At 43.9% G+C, this 19,105-nt stretch carries 15 protein-coding genes; 7 read left to right on the forward strand and 8 right to left on the reverse strand.

Going from position 1 to position 19,105, the window contains the following annotated elements; translation table 11 throughout:
- Positions 1–141: 141 nt before the first annotated feature.
- Positions 142–1,689 (forward strand): SulP family inorganic anion transporter, encoded by a 1,548-nt coding sequence (locus BCU07_RS08320; RefSeq protein ID WP_017062156.1) that lies wholly within the window; start codon positions 142–144, stop codon positions 1,687–1,689.
- A gap of 114 nt (positions 1,690–1,803) precedes the next feature.
- Here the strand turns inward: BCU07_RS08320 and BCU07_RS08325 are convergent, their stop codons facing one another.
- On the reverse strand, positions 1,804–2,253 hold the full coding sequence (locus tag BCU07_RS08325; protein ID WP_017067202.1) for a low molecular weight protein-tyrosine-phosphatase: 450 nt from the start codon (positions 2,251–2,253) through the stop codon (positions 1,804–1,806).
- Positions 2,254–2,337: 84 nt separating this feature from the next.
- Here BCU07_RS08325 and cobO point away from each other — a divergent pair, with 84 nt between their 5' ends.
- Positions 2,338–2,943: a cob(I)yrinic acid a,c-diamide adenosyltransferase gene (cobO, locus tag BCU07_RS08330; RefSeq protein ID WP_017062158.1), complete on the forward strand. Its 606-nt coding sequence runs from the start codon at positions 2,338–2,340 to the stop codon at positions 2,941–2,943.
- A 223-nt stretch (positions 2,944–3,166) separates the two neighbouring features.
- Here the strand turns inward: cobO and BCU07_RS08335 are convergent, their stop codons facing one another.
- The 3 genes from BCU07_RS08335 to apbC all read right to left on the reverse strand — a co-directional run bounded on the left by BCU07_RS08335 (position 3,167) and on the right by apbC (position 7,406).
- On the reverse strand, positions 3,167–5,305 hold the full coding sequence (locus BCU07_RS08335) for an AsmA family protein (RefSeq protein ID WP_102427874.1): 2,139 nt from the start codon (positions 5,303–5,305) through the stop codon (positions 3,167–3,169).
- Positions 5,306–5,411: 106 nt separating this feature from the next.
- A complete protein-coding gene (gene udk, locus BCU07_RS08340; protein WP_004734002.1) occupies positions 5,412–6,053 on the reverse strand; it encodes a uridine kinase in 642 nt (213 codons plus the stop codon).
- A gap of 276 nt (positions 6,054–6,329) precedes the next feature.
- Positions 6,330–7,406, reverse strand: a complete 1,077-nt coding sequence (apbC, locus tag BCU07_RS08345; protein WP_017063474.1) for an iron-sulfur cluster carrier protein ApbC — start codon at positions 7,404–7,406, stop codon at positions 6,330–6,332.
- Positions 7,407–7,563: 157 nt separating this feature from the next.
- On the opposite strand from apbC, the gene metG reads away from it, so the two are divergent.
- Positions 7,564–9,624, forward strand: coding sequence for a methionine--tRNA ligase (metG, locus tag BCU07_RS08350; protein WP_102427875.1), 2,061 nt, complete (start codon positions 7,564–7,566; stop codon positions 9,622–9,624).
- Between the two features lie 221 nt (positions 9,625–9,845).
- Positions 9,846–10,325 carry a DUF1456 family protein gene (locus BCU07_RS08355; RefSeq protein ID WP_010437231.1) on the forward strand — a complete coding sequence of 160 codons (480 nt, stop codon included), beginning with the start codon at positions 9,846–9,848 and terminating at the stop codon, positions 10,323–10,325.
- A 194-nt stretch (positions 10,326–10,519) separates the two neighbouring features.
- On the opposite strand, the gene fadR is transcribed toward BCU07_RS08355, so the two are convergent.
- Entirely contained in the window at positions 10,520–11,359 is an 840-nt protein-coding gene (gene fadR / locus BCU07_RS08360) for a fatty acid metabolism transcriptional regulator FadR (protein WP_017062161.1), read from the reverse strand.
- A gap of 640 nt (positions 11,360–11,999) precedes the next feature.
- Here fadR and nhaB point away from each other — a divergent pair.
- Together nhaB and dsbB are read left to right on the forward strand one after the other, a co-directional pair.
- Positions 12,000–13,592 (forward strand): Na(+)/H(+) antiporter NhaB, encoded by a 1,593-nt coding sequence (gene nhaB / locus BCU07_RS08365; RefSeq protein ID WP_102427876.1) that lies wholly within the window; start codon positions 12,000–12,002, stop codon positions 13,590–13,592.
- A gap of 147 nt (positions 13,593–13,739) precedes the next feature.
- Positions 13,740–14,255 (forward strand): disulfide bond formation protein DsbB, encoded by a 516-nt coding sequence (gene dsbB / locus BCU07_RS08370; protein ID WP_029235613.1) that lies wholly within the window; start codon positions 13,740–13,742, stop codon positions 14,253–14,255.
- Positions 14,256–14,376: 121 nt separating this feature from the next.
- Here dsbB and BCU07_RS08375 read toward each other — a convergent pair whose 3' ends face one another.
- Positions 14,377–14,997 (reverse strand): YecA family protein, encoded by a 621-nt coding sequence (locus BCU07_RS08375; RefSeq protein WP_017062164.1) that lies wholly within the window; start codon positions 14,995–14,997, stop codon positions 14,377–14,379.
- Between the two features lie 175 nt (positions 14,998–15,172).
- Here BCU07_RS08375 and dusC point away from each other — a divergent pair, with 175 nt between their 5' ends.
- On the forward strand, positions 15,173–16,129 hold the full coding sequence (dusC, locus tag BCU07_RS08380; RefSeq protein WP_017069187.1) for a tRNA dihydrouridine(16) synthase DusC: 957 nt from the start codon (positions 15,173–15,175) through the stop codon (positions 16,127–16,129).
- A 132-nt stretch (positions 16,130–16,261) separates the two neighbouring features.
- On the opposite strand, the gene BCU07_RS08385 is transcribed toward dusC, so the two are convergent.
- Together BCU07_RS08385 and BCU07_RS08390 are read right to left on the reverse strand one after the other, a co-directional pair.
- On the reverse strand, positions 16,262–17,728 hold the full coding sequence (locus BCU07_RS08385; RefSeq protein ID WP_102427877.1) for a GGDEF domain-containing protein: 1,467 nt from the start codon (positions 17,726–17,728) through the stop codon (positions 16,262–16,264).
- Positions 17,729–17,979: 251 nt separating this feature from the next.
- On the reverse strand, positions 17,980–18,945 hold the full coding sequence (locus BCU07_RS08390; protein ID WP_017062167.1) for an ABC transporter substrate-binding protein: 966 nt from the start codon (positions 18,943–18,945) through the stop codon (positions 17,980–17,982).
- Positions 18,946–19,105: the final 160 nt, after the last annotated feature.

Here is a 19,105-nt window from a genome sequence, read left to right on the forward strand (position 1 = left end):
ACCTTGAACTTAATCACATTTTTGGGTAGCATTCGCGCACTTATCTTTTCGACACTTCGCTATTGCCGCTCTTTTCCATCACTGTTTGGCTACGCAATACACCCGTGTCGGTAAATCCATCTTAAGCATAGCTGAGCAAACATGTTCGAATTCCCACAATTTTCAAAGCACTCTGTAAAGAATGACGTGCTTTCAGGTCTTACAGTAGCCCTGGCTCTGGTACCTGAAGCTGTAGCATTCGCCTTTGTTGCTGGCGTTGACCCAATGGTTGGTCTTTATGCAGCATTCATCGTAGGTTTAATCACTTCTGTCTTTGGCGGCCGTCCAGGTATGATTTCTGGCGCAACCGGCGCAATGGCCGTTGTAATGGTGAGCCTAGTGGCAACCCATGGTGTTCAATACCTATTCGCAGCCGTTATGCTGGCTGGCCTTCTGCAAATTGCAGCAGGTGTATTTAAACTAGGTAAATTTATCCGTATCGTTCCACACCCAGTAATGATTGGTTTCGTGAACGGTTTGGCCATTGTTATCTTCCTAGCTCAGCTTGGTCAGTTTAAAGCGCCAGACGTAACAGGTGCATTAACTTGGCTACCAAGCGGTCAAATGACACTCATGCTGGGTTTAGTAGCCCTTACAATGGCTATCATCCACTTCCTACCTAAGCTAACAACAGCGGTACCATCTTCACTGGTTGCTATTGTTACAGTAACGGCTTTGGTTGTCGGTCTTGACCTTGAAACTCGCACTGTTGTCGACTTCCTACGTACAATGTCTGGTGACGAAGCTGCTACGCTAGCGGGCTCTCTTCCAACATTCTCAATTCCTGCTGTTCCGTTTTCTTTAGATACACTACAGATCATCCTGCCTTACGCAATTATCCTTGCGGCTATCGGCCTGATTGAATCTCTGCTGACACTGACAGTACTAGACGAAATGACAAACACTCGTGGTCAATCTAACCGTGAATGTGTTGGTCAAGGTATGGCTAACGTAACGTGTTCTGTATTCGGTGCGATGGGTGGTTGTGCGATGATCGGTCAATCGATGATCAACGTAAACTCAGGTGGTCGTGGTCGTCTTTCAGGTATCGTCGCCGCAGTTGCACTACTGATGTTCATCCTGTTCGGTTCTGCACTGATTGAAATGATTCCTCTAGCAGCACTTGTGGGCGTAATGTTCATGGTTGTTATCGGCACATTTGAATGGGCAACCTTCAAGCTTGCGCGTCGCGTTCCTAAACAAGACTTCTTCGTTATCGTTCTTGTTACCGTAGTAACAGTACTGACTGATCTTGCTGTGGCAGTAGGTGTTGGTGTTGTCGCTTCTGCGCTAATGTTTGCTTGGCAACATGCTAAACACATCTACGCAGATACATCAGTAAACGCTGAAGGCTCAAAAGAGTACAAAGTTAACGGCCCAATCTTCTTTGGTTCAACGGCTAACTTCCTAGAGTTGTTTGACGCATACAACGATCCACAAGATGTAATCGTTGATTTCGCAAACTCACGCGTGACTGACCACTCTGCAATTGAAGCGATCGACACGATTGCTGACCGTTACGCGGCGCTAGGTAAAACACTTCACCTTCGCCACCTAAGCCAAGACTGTGTTGCTATGCTGCACAAAGCAGGTAGCTTAGTTGAAGCGAACGTTGCAGAAGACCCAATCTACAAAGTAATGTCTAAGTAATCTTAGCTGTAGCTTTAAGTTAGATTTAGAGAGGCCGACATTCAATGTCGGCCTTTTTTATACCTATCGGTCAGCCCTTACGCTGATAACAAAACGACGTACATTGTTCCTACACTACATCGAACGCAGTATCGCTTCGCTAGACTCTTCGATTAAATCCAACACCAATTCAAAACCATTTCCCTCACCATAATACGGATCGGGGATCTCTTGATATTGTGACTCTCCAAAGCTCAAAAATAATGCGAGCTTGTATTGGAGGTGAACTGGGCATTGGCTCATTAAGTCGTCTAAATTCGCCCTATCGGCCGCGAGTATCAGGTCAAATTCTTCGAAGTCATTATCTACCACTTTACGAGAAGTAATCCCCTTAAAGCTGTAGCCTCGCTTCTCTCCTGCAGATTTGGATCGCGAGTCTGGCGGGTTGCCTTGATGAAAACCAATCGTCCCCGCAGAGTCGACCACAACATCAATATCCAGCTGTTGCGCTTTCTTCCTTAGCACCGCTTCACCTGTTGGCGAGCGGCAAATATTCCCCATACAAACTACGAGTATCTTTTTCATCCCTAATCACCTGTTCTTCCGATGGTTTTTGCTATCGTTAAGTTAGGCTATGATAGACGCAATCACAACTTAAAAGGATTTGTTATGTCGACTGAAGACAACAAAGAACAACGCCACAAAGCAAGACAACAGAAAGTAAAAGAACAAGTCGATGCACGTGTCGCTGCAGCACAAGAAGTAAAAGGCCTATTGCTGGTCATCACGGGTAACGGTAAAGGTAAATCAACATCCGGTTTTGGTACGATTACACGTGCAGTTGGTCATGGTAAGAAATGCGCCGTTGCTCAGTTTGTTAAAGGTACCTGGGATAACGGCGAAAAAAACGTTCTGCAAAAGCTTGATGTCGAGTTCCAAGTCATGGGCACAGGCTTTACTTGGGAAACTCAGAACAAAGCGCAAGATATTGAAGCTGCGCAGCGTGTATGGAAAGAGTGCCAACGCATGCTGGCTGATGAGTCGATCGATGTGATTCTGTTTGATGAACTGACTTACATGGTTAGCTACGGTTACATCGAACTCGATGAAGTGGTTGAGGCGTTGAATAACCGCCCGAAGATGCAGTCTGTCATCATTACAGGTCGTGGCGCGCACCGTACTCTTACTGAGATAGCAGATACAGTATCTGAAGTTCGCAATGTGAAACACGCTTTTGAATCTGGTGTTAAAGCGCTACAAGGCGTTGACTGGTAATCACCTTCAACCAGAGGTCCCCGACTCGGTCATTCTTCCCTCTCGAGGATGACGACCACTAGGCCGTTACGCTCTTGAACAAAGGACGACGGCCTATCGTCATTCCCTAGAGCGAGGGACGAGTGTCATAGGGAATCTCTCTTGAGTATTATCGAGCCAAAAATAAAAAGCGCCATTCCTACAACAGGAGTGGCGCTTTGTTCATTTTTAAATGAGATGAAGACTAGTTAAACAAACCTTTTAGTAGACCGTTTACTGCGTCTCTTGTTTTCTCATCTTTGATCTTGTCACCGTACTTTTCGTCTAACTTTTCTAAACCACGATCAATTTCTTTCTGTGCTTTCTGTTTCAATACATCATCAAAAACAAGTGCAAATTTCGGGGCTGCCCACTGACCTGTTACCTTAATTGGGATAGTCACATCTTTCAGGTCGTCGATGCTCTTACCGCCCTGACCTTCAAGTGAACCCACAATTGATGTACGCACAAGGAAGTCGACCGTTTCATTGATGAAGTTTGCTTTACCTTGACCTGTCACACGTAACAGTGGCGACTGTGCTGATAAGTCGTTAGTTGAAACCCAACCTTTATCCACTTTCAGCGTCGCTTTCATTGCACTGAAGTCCGTTTTTTGAGCTTCATTTGTGCTTTCAACTTTCTCGCCCTTGATCTTAGCGTAGTTTTCTCGAATCAGTTGAGCTACGTTGATGCCGTTAACTGCACCATCTTCAAAGTTAATCGCGATAGTACCGACTAGGTTTTTCTTGATACCCGTCGGAGTTAGACTCTTACCTTTCACGTTGACATCAATATTACCGGTACCTTCCAGCATATCGTTATCTGCAACATCAACCAGTAACGGTTGTACTTTCACGCCTTTGATTTTCTTCTTAGCCGTGTAAGTCGCTGGTGTTTTACGAGCGTCTAACTTTGCAGTAGCAGAAATAGAACCTTGGTAAAGATTCGAGGTGAATGAGGTTAGCTCTGCGATACCACGGTTAACCGAAAATGCGGTTTTAACATTCTGCATCTTCGCGTTGTTCGCCTTGAACTTATCAATCGTGATGTCACCTTTCACGTCTAACGTTTTCAGAGCCGACAGATCAGGTTCCACTTCTTTAGCTGGATCTGAACTACCAGAACTTGACGTTGAACCACCAGCAGAACCAGAAGGCGCTGTGCTCGCTGTTTCTGTTGTATTGCCTAAGCCTAAGAATTCATCTAAATCAATATTCGGGCTATGAAGAGAGAAACGAACCTTTGGTATTTCAGATAGGATTACGTCTGCTTTACCGTCTAATGCAATAGCGTTAGCTTGTAGCTTCTCTAACACAAAGCTCAGGTGGCTCTTGTTAAGATCGAAGCTTAAGTCAGACAGCATGTCGACTTTCATTGGAGACTGAGGAAGCGTGTCGCCTTTGAATGTTGAGTCTAACGTTAACTTGTTCAGCGTTACTTTTGAAATCGCGCTATCAACAGTAAGTTCACCGCCACCTTTAAGATCAAGGTCAAGGCCAGCTGCATTACCGATTACAGCGTAAGTCAGTTGGTTTACCTTATCGAACTCAAACGTATTCAAGCCAATTTTTGCTGACTCAATCGACGTCGCTGGATCATTGAACTTAGCGTTTAAGTCGATATTACGAAGTGCGTAACTTGCAAAGCCTTCAGCTAATTTGAATTCTGCACTGCCTTGTGCAGAGAACTTCTGTTGATTGTTCTCACCAGAAGCCGCAAATGTCGCGGTTGTCCATGTATCAACGGCAAACTCAGAAAGATTCAAAGACACATCGTATAGCTTAGTGAATGAACCCGCTTGCTTGTCGTCCATTTCAAACAATGCGTTTGATACAGTTACGCCTGCAAGGTTGATCGTCCAACCCGATGCGTCTGTGGTAGTTTGCTCTTGAGGGGCAGGCGCTGATTCAGAACTTGTGCCTGCTGCAGGCTCAGATTCTTGAGGCGCTGACGCTTGCGTTAGTGCATCAATGTTCTTGCGACCATCTTTAAGCGTTTCTAAATAGAATTCTGCACCATCTAGAGTAATGTTGCCGATCTCTAGTTGGTTGCTAAATAGCGGAGTAACCGAAACGTCAACGCCAACGGTATCAACCTTAAATAGGTTAGGTTGCGTAAAACCTTCAGGGTTGCGTAATTCAGTTTGACCAAGTTCAAAGCCAATGGATGGGAAGAATTGCCAGCTGATATCACCCTCGATCACTAGCTCTAGGCCTGTGTGTTTTTGGGCTTGTTCGACAATTAATGGCTTAAATTGGTTGGGATTCACTAACAGCACTAGTGCCAGAATTGCTGCAACGACAACAAACACTGGTACAGCTATGAAAATGAGTAGTTTCTTCATCCGCATATTCCTTGCTTAGATTCCAAAAGAAAGTGGCACTATAAAAGTGCCACTGATTCGGTAAAAAATAAAGCTAAGTGAGTCACTTAGGCAAAATTTTATTCGATTAAGACTTCAACAACTTCGCAATGTGCGCTTTTAGCACATCAATCGCAATACGGTTTTTACCACCACGAGGAACGATGATGTCTGCATGTTGTTTTGAAGGCTCGATAAACTGCATGAACATTGGACGTACTGTTTCTTGGTATTGCTTAAGTACAGTGTCCATTGTACGACCACGCTCTTCTACATCACGCTTAACACGGCGTAATAGACAGATGTCTAATGGTGTATCCATAAACACACTTGCGTGCATTAGTTTACGAAGACGCGGGTCTGTTAGAAGCAGAATACCCTCTAAAATGATCACTTTCTTTGGAGTAAGTGTAGTCGTTTCAGAAGTACGTGTGTGCTCTGTGTAGCTGTATTCAGGAACTTCTACGGCGTTGCCACTCATTAGCTGCTGTAGATGTTCACATAAAAGATCATGATCTAGTGCATTTGGGTGATCGTAGTTAGTTTTAACACGCTCTTCCATACTCAAGTGGCTTTGGTCGCTGTAATAGCAATCTTCCGTGATAACACCAATTTGATGGTCGCCTACTTTTTCGCGCAATTCATTATAAATTGTACTAGCAATCAGACTTTTTCCTGAAGCTGAAGCGCCAGCGATACCTACGATGACACATTGATTATTATCAGACATTAATTTTGCACCCGATATGGTTTGGTGGTGGGAAGAGATAAACCGCCTGATTATAGGGGCTAAAGCACATAGATTCTAGTCGCCATTTTAGCTAATTGCAGTCAAATTGATGATATCAATGCATTTAATGAATGCAATCGTTTGCTTTCAAATAACTTGCCTACAACTATTTGCACAAGCCCAATGGATATTGACTTAAATCCACCGCTGTTTATCTAATCCAAACTATATTTAAACGACTTTGTGATTAACTTGCGCTATTCAACCATAGATTCGTTATTCAACCATAGAGAAGTTAATCGCTTCTGGTCTCGCCTTGCCGGTCCAGAACATCTTCGCAGCCACATTCTCTGCAAGCTCTAAGTAGTGACGTGTATGTTCACTATCTGGACGACGAATCACCGTCGGGCAACCTGCATCGATATCTTCTCGCACATCAATATGAAGAGGGATCTGTGCCAAAATATCGAGGTAAAACTCTTCTGACATAGCTTCGGCACCACCAACACCAAAGATATGCTCTTTCTCACCACAGTGACTACAAATATGATAGCTCATGTTTTCAACTAAGCCTGCGACTGGCACACTCACCTTATCAAACATCGCTACGCCTTTACGTGCATCCGCTAGCGCCAAATCTTGAGGAGTGGTCACCACTACAGCCCCGGTCACTGGGATCTGTTGCGATAACGTCAGCTGAATATCGCCCGTGCCCGGTGGCATATCAATAACTAGATAATCCAACTCTGGCCATACGGTTTCGTTAACAAGCTGACCTAAAGCCTTGGCCGCCATTGGACCGCGCCAAATCGCAGCGTCATCTTTCGACACAAGATAACCGATAGAGTGAGTGAAAATACCGTGCGCTTCGATTGGCATCATCCACTTGTTATTCTGGACTTCTGGTTTCGCATCTAATTGGCCAAGCATCATAGGTACAGAAGGACCATAGATATCCGCATCCAACAAACCCACTTTTGAACCAGACTTAGATAAAGCCAAAGCAAGGTTGACTGAAGTGGTCGATTTACCCACCCCACCCTTTGCAGATGTCACGGCGATGATGTTCTTCACCCCCTTCAATGGTGTCGCAACCGTGGTTTCTAACGCAGACGGCTTCACCTTCACTTCAAACTGAAAAGCGCTAACAAGCTGTTGTTCAATCTGAGAGTGAATCCACTGTTCCAATTCAACCGCAAGCTGATTAGCGGCAAAAGGTAAGGTGATAACAAATGATCCACGCGGATCAACCGATACAATATTTTGGTGTAGCGCCCACTCTGGGATGAGGATTGGTGACTCGAACTCATTCAACCATGAACAGAAATCTTGCTTAGAAGTAAAGTTACGCATTGGGACTCCTTTTTTTATTTATGCTATCACCCACGAGATGAAGACTGAACCCCTAAAAAACTAGGGGAATCCTTAGTCTGATACCTTGGCGTATCACACGTTATAAAGTAGTATTACCTCTCAAATTTATACCTATCAAAAAAGCGAATTATTAAGTATGGCAACTGATCCAAGACAACTTTTGGTAACTTGTGCGCTTCCGTACGCTAACGGCTCTATTCACCTTGGCCATATGCTTGAGCATATCCAAGCTGATATCTGGGTTCGATACCAGCGTCTACGTGGCAACACTGTAAACTTCATCTGTGCTGACGATGCTCACGGCACGCCAATTATGCTTAAAGCTCAACAGATGGGTATCACGCCAGAAGAGATGATCGCTGCTGTTAGTGAAGAGCACCAAAAAGACTTCGCTGGCTTTGATATCAGCTTTGATAACTACCACAGCACACACAGCGAAGAGAACCGTGAACTGGCTTCTCACATCTACTTAGAACTTAAAAAGAACGGCTTCATTTCTAACCGCACTATTTCTCAGCTTTTCGATCCTGAGAAAGAGATGTTCCTACCAGACCGCTTCGTAAAAGGTACTTGCCCTAAGTGTAAGTCAGAAGACCAGTATGGTGATAACTGTGATAACTGTGGTGAGACATACAGCCCAACTGAGCTAATTAACCCTAAATCAGCGGTTTCTGGCGCAACTCCAGTAATGAAAGACTCTGAGCACTTCTTCTTCGACCTACCTCAGTTCGAAAGCATGCTTAAAGAGTGGACTCGTTCTGGCTCTCTACAGAATGAAACTGCAAACAAAATGCAGGAATGGTTTGAGTCTGGTCTGCAACAGTGGGATATCTCACGTGATGCACCTTACTTCGGCTTTGAAATCCCAGGCGAAAAAGACAAGTTCTTCTACGTATGGCTAGACGCACCTGTTGGCTACATGGCTTCTTTCAAGAACCTATGTGACAAACGTGACGATCTAAACTTCGATGAATACTGGAAGAAAGACAGCACAACTGAGCTTTACCACTTCATCGGTAAAGACATTGTTTACTTCCACAGCCTATTCTGGCCAGCAATGCTAGACGGCGCAGGTTTCCGTAAGCCAAACAACGTATTCGTACACGGCTACGTAACAGTGAACGGTGCGAAGATGTCTAAGTCGAAAGGCACATTCATCAAAGCAAGCACGTACCTAAACCACCTAGACCCTGAGTGTCTACGTTACTACTACGCTGCGAAACTAAACAGCCGCATCGATGACTTAGATCTTAACCTTGAAGACTTCACTCAACGTGTAAACGCTGACGTAGTAAACAAGATTGTTAACCTAGCTTCTCGTAACGCTGGCTTCATTACTAAGCGTTTTGAAGGCAAGCTAGCTGCTGAATTTGCAGAGCCTGAGCTATACAACGAATTCGTTGCTGCTGCTGAGCGTATCGGTGAGCTATACGAAACTCGTGAATTCAGCCGTGCTATCCGTGAAATCACTGCACTAGCGGATAAAGCTAACCAGTACATCGACGAAAAAGCACCTTGGGTTCTTGCAAAAGAAGAAGGCAAAGAAGCTGAGCTTCAACAAGTTTCTTCTGTAGGTATTAACCTATTCCGCGTACTGATGGCTTACCTGAAACCAGTGATGCCAGAGCTTGCAGCTCGCACTGAAGCTTTCCTAAACGAAGAGCTAACGTGGGAAGCGATTGCTACTCCGCTAACTGATCACGAGATCACTAAGTTCAAAGCGCTATTCAACCGCATTGACCCTAAGAAAGTGGAAGCAATGGTTGAGTCTTCTAAAGAAGATGCAGCCGCTGAAGCAGCAGCGAAAGAAAAAGCAGAAGCTGAAAAAGAGCAAGCAAGCCAAACTGAGCTAGACAAAGAGCCAATCGCAGACGAGATTGAGTTCGATGCCTTTGCAGCAGTAGACATGCGTATCGCTCGTATCATCTCTTGTGAAGAAGTACCAAAAGCGAACAAACTACTGAAGTTCCAACTGGACATCGGTGGTGAGACTCGCCAAGTATTCTCTGGCATCAAATCAGCATACAAACCTGAAGAGCTAGAAGGCAAGCTAACTGTAATGGTAGCAAACCTAAAACCTCGTAAGATGAAGTTTGGTATGTCTGAAGGCATGATCCTAGCAGCGGGTCCTGGCGGCAGCGACCTATGGATCCTTGAGCCACACGAAGGTGCTCAACCTGGTATGCGTGTAATGTAATTCTGGCTCCTGTCAGATAACAAGCACTCATCACTAAATCCCTAATGCATTTTTGACTTGAAAGAGTTAATCAGCATTGGGGATTTTTTATATCTACCGAAAATTAACGTTCTCTGTTAGAGTCGCCGTCAACTATGCTATGTAGAGTAGAAATTGGTTCGTCGACAAAAATAGGCTAAACCAACACCTCTTTACTCTAAAACCCTTTTTAGGAATCCCCAGTGACTAACAACGAAATCTTGCGTCGTATTCAACACGCACTAAACCTTAAAAATGCACAAATCATCAAAGCTATCGAACAAGCTGATGTGACTGTTGCTCATGACCAAGTGATTAACTGGCTAAAAGATGACAACGACAAGTCATGCTCTAAGATGAAAGATAAAGAGTTAGCGGTATTCCTAAATGGTTTCATCAACCTTAAGCGTGGCAAAAAAGAAGGCGAGCAACCTAAACCTGAAGTTGCACTGACGAACAACATGATCTTCATGAAGCTTCGTATCGCATTGAACATGAAAGCAGAAGATGTTTTGGACGTACTAGAAGTGGTTGGCATTAGCTTGAGCAAGTACGAAATCGGCGCTTACTTCCGCAAGCCAGAAAACAAAAACTACAAAGTGTGTGAAGACCAACTACTTTGCGATTTTCTAAACGGTGTGCAATTTACCAACCGTCCAGACTCAGAAGAGTTTGCGGGTTAAGTTACTACTCCTAGATAAATTTTAAGTTGCTACACATAGATAAATTACTCGTCATAGGTAAGTAACTGACCCACTGATAATTTTCTAGTAACGACAGATAAATAAAAAGCGGCGAGATAATTGAATTATCTCGCCGCTTTTTCGTTTTCTTTACGTCACTGACTAAACAGGAACAACAATAGTAAACCTATGCCTTAGCTGTCGTCTTCAGTGAAGTTCGTCGGCAATGTCGTTTTCATTTCATTCCAAACTTGTGCACTTGCGATACCGTAGTTACGAATCACTAATGGCAAAGTTTCGCGCTCGCCACTTTCACAGATAATGAACAACTCTTTATAAAAGTCCATCGCTAAACGTCGTGCTTCTGGGTTAGAGAAGTAGTAGCTACCGATACGGTCATAAAGTTTACGCACACCGTTAAAGATCAGGCCGTAAATCTGGTTGCCTGAGTGGAATGCCAAACGTTGGAAAAGCATGTAATCATAGAAGTTGAAAGTCTTCGCGATTAAGATCGTCTGACGTTTCGCTTCATCTTTTTCTGAATCTTCTTTTACCGCTTGTTTGATCTTGTCAGCGTATGGCGACGATTCTAGGAACTCATCCCAAGTTGGTGCCGCAAGTAGCGCTTCACAAGATTCAATCACGTTACTGATAGTACGCTCTGAAGCTTCTTTGTTTGCTTTGAATGCATAACGCATAAAGATCGGGCTGATATTAGTACGAGCAGCAAGCAGGTCTTCTACCATTTTGCTTGCGTTATCAACGTCCAACGTCATTAGCGTATCAAGGATATGAAGACCTGAGGTTTCCATAAACTGGTTAACTTTAGTTGGTTTGCCATGTTGGATTGTCAACCAACCATCACGAGCAAGACGTTGTAGTACTTCACGAAGCGTAGTACGTGTAACACCAATCAGCTCAGAAAGCTCACGCTCTGCGGGCAAGATAGAACCTGGAGGGAAACGGCCATTCCAAATACTTTCAATGATATACTTCTCTGCAAATCCTGCCGGGCTCTTCGCCTTAATGACCATCTACACTTCAATCCAATTTAATTATTCTGTTCTAATTTACTCATCATACCACTAGTTCACACCTAGCGGAAACACCCTCAAAAATTTTACTCCCCCTAAACACCGTTAGAGTTATAACTCTAAAGTTCAGCACACGTTTGCACCTCAGGTTTGTAAAGCAAGCGACTCTAAACCACCATTTAAACAAACCGTTAACACAACAATTTTTCTTTAAAATCAATGGGATTGGTCATATTTTTAAAGCTATTAATTTGCAATATTAAGTTGTAATAATCATATATAAGCCGTCGTTATTCTGTGATTTTCAATCATTTCGCTGAAATATTGATTCTAGTCGGTTTTTATCACATTTTAAGTGGTATGCTTGCGCTACTTTGATCGCGTTTCTCAACAAAAAAGAGGTATTTTTAGGGCTACAGGGCTTTTCCTGTTGACTAAATGTTATCTAAGAGTAAAGTTGCGCTCAAAAATAAGCAGTGCTTGAGTTTCTAAGGGAGTGACTTGGCAAGACCACAGAACATTACATGGAATGTAGTTTTTCTAAGTCACTGTTAGTCATAGTTTTTAACAATTTCTATAGCTCGATTCTCAAAATGTTGTATTGCTTGTCTATTCATAATCAACATAAAAGAGTATTAACATGCCGATGTCTCTCGGAAACGCTTTTATCAAGAACTTCCTTGGTAAAGCTCCTGATTGGTATAAACTTGCCATCATTTCCTTTTTAATCATCAACCCGTTTGTTTTCTTCCTAGTTGACCCATTTGTTGCGGGCTGGCTATTGGTGGTTGAGTTTATTTTCACTCTAGCTATGGCTCTCAAATGCTACCCACTTCAACCGGGTGGTCTATTAGCTATTCAAGCAGTCGCCATTGGCATGACCAAACCAGAAATGGTTTATCACGAGCTGCAAGCAAACCTTCCTGTATTACTCTTGCTCGTATTCATGGTTGCTGGCATTTACTTCATGAAAGAACTGCTTTTGTTCATTTTCACGAAGATCTTGCTTGGCATCCAATCTAAAATTTTACTCTCCGTTGCCTTCTGTGTTGCTGCCGCTTTCTTATCAGCATTCCTAGATGCACTAACAGTAATCGCCGTAGTTATTAGCGTTGCGGTCGGCTTCTACTCTATCTACCACAAGGTTGCATCAGGCAAGGGCACAACGTCTTCGCACGATCATACTCATGATGAAGAGATCTCAGAGCTAACTCGTGATGACCTAGAAAACTACCGTGCTTTCCTACGTTCACTGCTAATGCACGCTGGTGTGGGTACAGCACTGGGTGGTGTAATGACCATGGTAGGAGAACCACAAAACTTGGTAATTGCTAAGCAAGCAGGTTGGGAGTTCGGTGAATTTATCATCCGTATGCTGCCAGTAACACTACCTGTTTTCTTCTGCGGTATTTTAACTTGTGCACTTGTCGAGAAATTCAAAGTGTTTGGTTACGGTGCTCACCTACCAATGAATGTTCGCCAAATCTTAGTTGAGTTTGACAACAAAGAACGTGCAAACCGCACAAAGCAAGACGTAGCAAAACTATGGGTTCAAAGTGCAATCGCAGTTTGGCTTATCGTCGGCCTTGCACTTCACGTTGCTGAAGTAGGTTTGATTGGCCTGTCTGTGATCATCTTAGCTACAGCATTTACGGGTGTTATTGAAGAACACTCTATGGGTAAAGCCTTTGAAGAAGCGCTGCCATTTACTGCACTTCTTGCCGTTTTCTTCGCTGTTGTTGCTGTGATCATCGACCAAGCTCTATTTAAGCCAGTCATCGATGCAGTACTTCACGTTGAAGATAAAGGCGCACAGCTCGCACTCTTCTATATTGCCAACGGTATTTTATCGATGGTTTCAGATAACGTGTTCGTCGGTACGGTTTACATCAACGAAGTGAAAACTGCACTGGTTGAAGGCATTATCACTCGTGACCAGTTTGACCTACTTGCTGTTGCTATCAACACTGGTACTAACCTACCTTCTGTTGCTACACCAAATGGCCAAGCTGCATTCCTATTCCTATTAACATCAGCACTTGCTCCGTTAATTCGATTGTCTTACGGTCGCATGGTTATCATGGCGCTGCCATACACCATCGTATTGGCACTGGTTGGCCTAGCAGGCATTGTGTTCATCGTAGAGCCAATGACAGCATGGTTCTACGATGCTGGTTGGATCATTCAACGCACTGGTGAAGTCGTCGCTCCAGTTATCTCTGGTGGTCACTAAGCTAAACACTGTGTCGCAAACCACAATAACTATAACTAACTAATCAAAAATATTAGTTGATTAGGAAACTTATCCAAGATAAAAAGCTCTGAGTAATCAGGGCTTTTTTATTTTATAGACAGGATTCAATTCGTGAACTTTTTAGCAATGATCAAAGACTTCTCTAAGGGACGTTTATCTTGGCTTTTACTGCTGGCTTTTATTGTCTTTTTTGAAGCGTGCGCTCTCTTCTTCCAACACGTGATGATGCTTGGTCCTTGCGTGATGTGTATCTATGAGCGCGTTGCTATGCTCGCTATCGGTGTTGCCGCCATGATTGGTGCGATTGCCCCGAATAACCCAATATCACGCTGGTTAGGCCTTGCTAGCTGGGGATTTGGCGCATACAAAGGTTTGATGCTTGCTTTAGAGCACGTCGATTACCAGTTCAATCCGTCCCCTTTCGCAACCTGCGACTTATTCGTAACCTTCCCTAGCTGGGCGCCTTTAAACCAATGGGCTCCGTGGATGTTTGAGGCTTACGGCGATTGCAGCAAGGTTGTGTGGCAGTTCTTCGATCTTTCTATGCCTCAGTGGCTAGTAATTATCTTTGCAGGTAACTTGGTTGCTTTCGGTATTGTGGTTATTTCTCAATTTGTGAAGTCGAAAAAGGACTTGCAGTAAGCCGTTGACACTTGGACAACAAAAAAGTCGACCACGAGGTCGACTTTTTTATTACTTAAGCTTTTGAACATATTAAGAGAGTCTGTTATTCACACAAACTAAGTTGCTCAACAAGCCGTGATTAGCTGCTTTTACCGCAGCATTGTTTAAACTTCTTGCCGCTTTCACAAGGGCAAAGGTCGTTTCGACCAATGTCTTTAAACGGGTTCACGCTCTGGGACTTATTGCCCAACATAGCTTCATCCGCTGCCATTGCCACTTCTGAGATCATCAGATCGACTTGACCCACTAAATCGGCAAGCGATGGTGGGTTAGTAAGCCCTGCAGCGATCATTTGTTGTTGAGTTTGCTCTTCATCAATCGCAAGCATCAAGGTGGTTAAGAGCGCTTGCAACATGCGCAGAGTACCATCCGCGACTGTCACGCTCTGCCACTGCTCTTCCACTGTTGGCCAAACCATCATGAAGCCTTCAGAAAAATCAGCGAACTGTTCGTTAAAGTCACCTTCAGCCAGTACGTCTGTTAATAGGTATTCATTACGCTGAATCAGGTTGTGCTGGCGATTAATCTGTTCTGTCACCGTTGTTACCAGCTCTTTACCCGCTTCAGGCGCAACGATAACCAGCCACTCTTCTGGATCGAGTGGTTTGGTCGCTAAGTTAGAGGCAAGGATTGCACCTTCCATAAACTGCGGAGTAATGTCAGTGATTGATTCTGGTAGGCTTAATAATTGATATGTCATGAAAGCTCTGGATATTGGGCATTTTCGATATTATAACGCCATCCTCCCAAAGATGTCGCTATTAAGAGACGAAACCATCATTAAGACATGCACCACACTCATAGTGACAATTCTGTAAGCACACCGTACAATCACGCCTCGAATTTTTCGGTTCATTCAGTTTTGGTAAAGCAACATGCGCGTAATACTTGGCCCTATGGAGGGCGTTCTAGACCACCTAATGCGTGAAATTCTCACAGAGATTAATGATTACGATCTCTGTGTGACAGAGTTTGTGCGCGTCGTAGATCAACTTCTTCCCCCGCATGTGTTCCACCGTATTTGCCCTGAGCTACATCAAGGCTCTCAGACCATGGCTGGTGTGCCAATCCATCTCCAACTTCTAGGGCAACACCCAAATTGGATGGCCGAGAATGCTTTTCAAGCTGCTAGCTTAGGCGCGAAAGGGATCGATCTTAATTTTGGTTGCCCAGCAAAAGCGGTCAACAAAAGTAATGGTGGCGCTTCATTGCTAAAAGAGCCAGAGCTCATCTATCAAGTGGTGAACGCCTGTCGAGAAGCGGTACCGGCACACATTCCTGTGTCCGCAAAGATTCGATTAGGTTGGGAGCATCCGGAAGAGTGCTTTGAAATCGTCGATGCCATCGAACAAGCCAAAGCTGACGAACTCACCGTGCATGCAAGAACCAAAGTTGGCGGCTATAAAGCCAGCGAAATCAAATGGGACTTCATCAATCAAATAAGAGAAAAAACATCTCTGCCGTTGATTGCTAATGGGGAGATCTGGAACTATCAAGATGGTCAAGATTGCATAGAAGCAACAGGCGTCGATTCATTAATGGTCTGCCGTGGTGCTTTCAATATTCCAAACCTTGGTAACGTCGTTAAGCACAACCACCAGAAAATGCCGTGGGATAAAGTCATTGAACTTTTGCTGCGCTATTCAGAGTTTCAAATTAAAGGGGACAAAGGCATGTACTACCCCAATAGAGTGAAGCAGTGGTTTGTTTATCTAAGTAAAGGCTACCCTGAAGCGAACGAACTGTTTAAAGAAATTCGTACTTTCAAAAAGGCGCCACCGATTGTAGAACGCCTTCAGCGTTATCAAGAAGAACGCCGCCAACCTGTTTAAGATTATGTTTAGGGTTAAATACCCAACGCTACAAACGTGTTTACCGGTGCAAATAAGCTTTGCTTGGTAGACACGTTCGCTCTTCCCTCTTTCATTTTCATTTTCATACAAAGCATCGATTCAATAACGTGGTTAAAATTTAAGACGGTCTTTGCCCGTCGTCTTAGCCACGTACAGCTTTTCATCGGCGTACTTAAATATCTCATCGAAGTTAAGTTTACTTTGCTCAGTTTCAACAATGCAGACACCGCCAGACACCGTAAATCCATTTGGAATAATGTCGGCTGAAGTGGAACAAATCGCATTCTTCACTCGCTCTAATGTTCTCATCAAAGTTTCACGATCTTCGCCTTTCATATAAACGACAAACTCTTCACCGCCAAACCGTGCTGCAACGTCACTGCTTCGAATACTGTTGCTGATCTGACGCGACATATAACGAATCACATCATCCCCCTTATCGTGGCCGTAGGTGTCGTTAATTGACTTAAAATAATCAATATCGAAGACGGTTAATGCAAACAGTTGATCGTGCTCTACACTGCGCCAGAACGCTTCTAAGCCACGACGATTCAATAACCCTGTCATAGGGTCTTTGGCTGCGAGATCTTTGAAGTAACCACGTTCAATATTGGAATTGACGTAGAAGAAGATGGTTACTGAGAACAGATACACAATGATGGCAACAATAAGGCTGTCTTTCTCGTAGACGAAAAAGTGCTCAACCTCTTTCGCGATGTCTAATTTGTAATACATCGCATGGTGAGACGAGACACCATCCAGTTTGATCTCGTGATAAAACGCCGCAGAATCTACCGGAGTCGCTAAAGTGGTATCAATGATATCGATCCGACCTGCAAGATGCTCATTCGAGTTTGCGAGCAGCTTGTCAGCATTAATATCCACCGACAGCATCCCTTGGTGAACGCCTTTATGGAATACAGGGATCGTCATACTGATTATACGGTCTAGAAACTCAAATCGATAAGCGGGACCAGTTAATGTTAATTGTTCTGGATTGTTGGCTGTTTTTTGCCAATAGGGACGACTTTTTATGGTTGAAAGTAATTCCTTACTCAGTTTCTTAGCAAAGCCTTCAGGCGACGAGATCACATAACCACGCGTATCAATAAAGTGCACACCGTTATGGAATTCATCAAGTTGGGATAAAAATGAAAGAATTGGCGCAAGAGCAACTTTCTCAGATGCACTTTTGTAACTATCACTGGTTTCGGAACAAAGGGACTCTTCACCGACCAACATATAATCTATATCGACAGAGGGAATATCTGAGGTTTTACCATCAGCGAGAATTAACACGTCGATCGGCCAAATTTGGCAAAGACCATCCACAACTTGTTTGTTGTGCTCAAGAAAGAGAGGGCTTCCTGATTTGTAGTAGTTGGAGAAGCTGTAGTCTAAGGCTGTCACCACCTTTGTGGTTCGTTTGAACACCTCTTCAATACGCTGGAATTCACTGCCAATGTCTTTCTTCACCAAATCAAAATGATTCTTTCCTATTAGGCCAAGTAACATTGCGGCGATCACAGCGGGAAACCCGAAGACAAAGGTTAGGCTAAAGTGCCTATTTACTTTCATATAATGTGCTCTTAGCGTTCAGCTATTTTCATTTACCCCAATAATATTATTACATTAATTGCCATTTTCCTCGAGGTAAAAGAGTGTAAATTGATATTAACGACACACCTAACGGTCAAATAACCGCTTACAAATGAATAAAATAGAGAAGCGCCGACATATAGAGCAGGTGAGTTTGTTATCTGAGCCCATTTCAATGCTGTTAATAATATGACTTATGGCCTATTAGCTCACCTAACACCAAACTCAATTCACCGGCTAATGACCGCACGCTCAATCACAGATTGAGGCACTGTCACACCAAGCTCACGAGCAGCATCTAGGTTGACCACCAGCTGAGAACTCTGCGCAGTTTTGACACTCAACTTCCCGGGCTTCTGTCCTTCCAGAATGGCTGCGACATAATCCGCGGTCTGAACCCCAACATCATAATAATCTAGACCTAAACCAGCAATCGCTCCCTTTCCGACATAAGATGTGGCGCCTGCGACGACTGGCGTATCTGCATGGTTAGCCGCTTTGATAAGACCCTCCATGCCGCTTGCAACCGTATTATCGGTCAAGGCATAGATAACATCGGACTTCTTAGCAATGGATTCTGCTTTTGCTTCGACATCGTCAACAGTCAGCGCTTTTTCGGTGTGAAGTGTATAACCGAAATCTCGAGTTGCCTTTCTCAATAACCCAACTAACGCAACGGCATTTGCTTCTGCTGGGTTGTAAACTACACCGATTGAATTAGCTTCAGGGAGCAGTTCTTTGATTAATGACACATGCTGAGTGATCGGAGATAAGTCAGAAAGCCCCGTGACATTACGCCCCGGCTTTTCTAATTGTTTAACGAGCCTAGCGCCGATAGGATCCGTAACCGCGGTAAACACGATAGGAATCGAGCGAGTCGCCGACACTAAGGCTTGTGAAGTCGGTGTCGCGATACCAACAAGTACATGTGGATTTTCACTGACGAGCTCTCTGGCAATCTTGGCTGCCTGAGCCGGGTTACCATTCGCCATTTCATAGGAGAATTCTAAGTTCTTACCGGGTTCATAACCATTGGCTCTCAATCCTTCAAGAAGCCCTAAACGTGTCGCATTTAGATCTGGATGGTCAACAACTTGTGAAACCGACACTTTGGCAACGTTTGCCATTGCATTGCCAGTCCATAGCAACATCAAGCAACTTAAAACCGCTGCCAATACCTTTCTTACAGAACTCATTATCGCTCCCTGAATCAAGCTCTACCCGTCATTACTCGCTCAAAGAGAACAACATCAAAATCACTATTGACATTATTACCAGTAACCATTGATAACTTGAAGTGATATTTAACAAAAATACAACAAGGCTCGAGTTATGTGAGAAAGGTTATATTGACTT

Source organism: Vibrio sp. 10N.261.54.E10, assembly GCF_002877735.2.
In the GTDB taxonomy this organism is placed as follows: Bacteria; Pseudomonadota; Gammaproteobacteria; order Enterobacterales; family Vibrionaceae; genus Vibrio; species Vibrio crassostreae_C.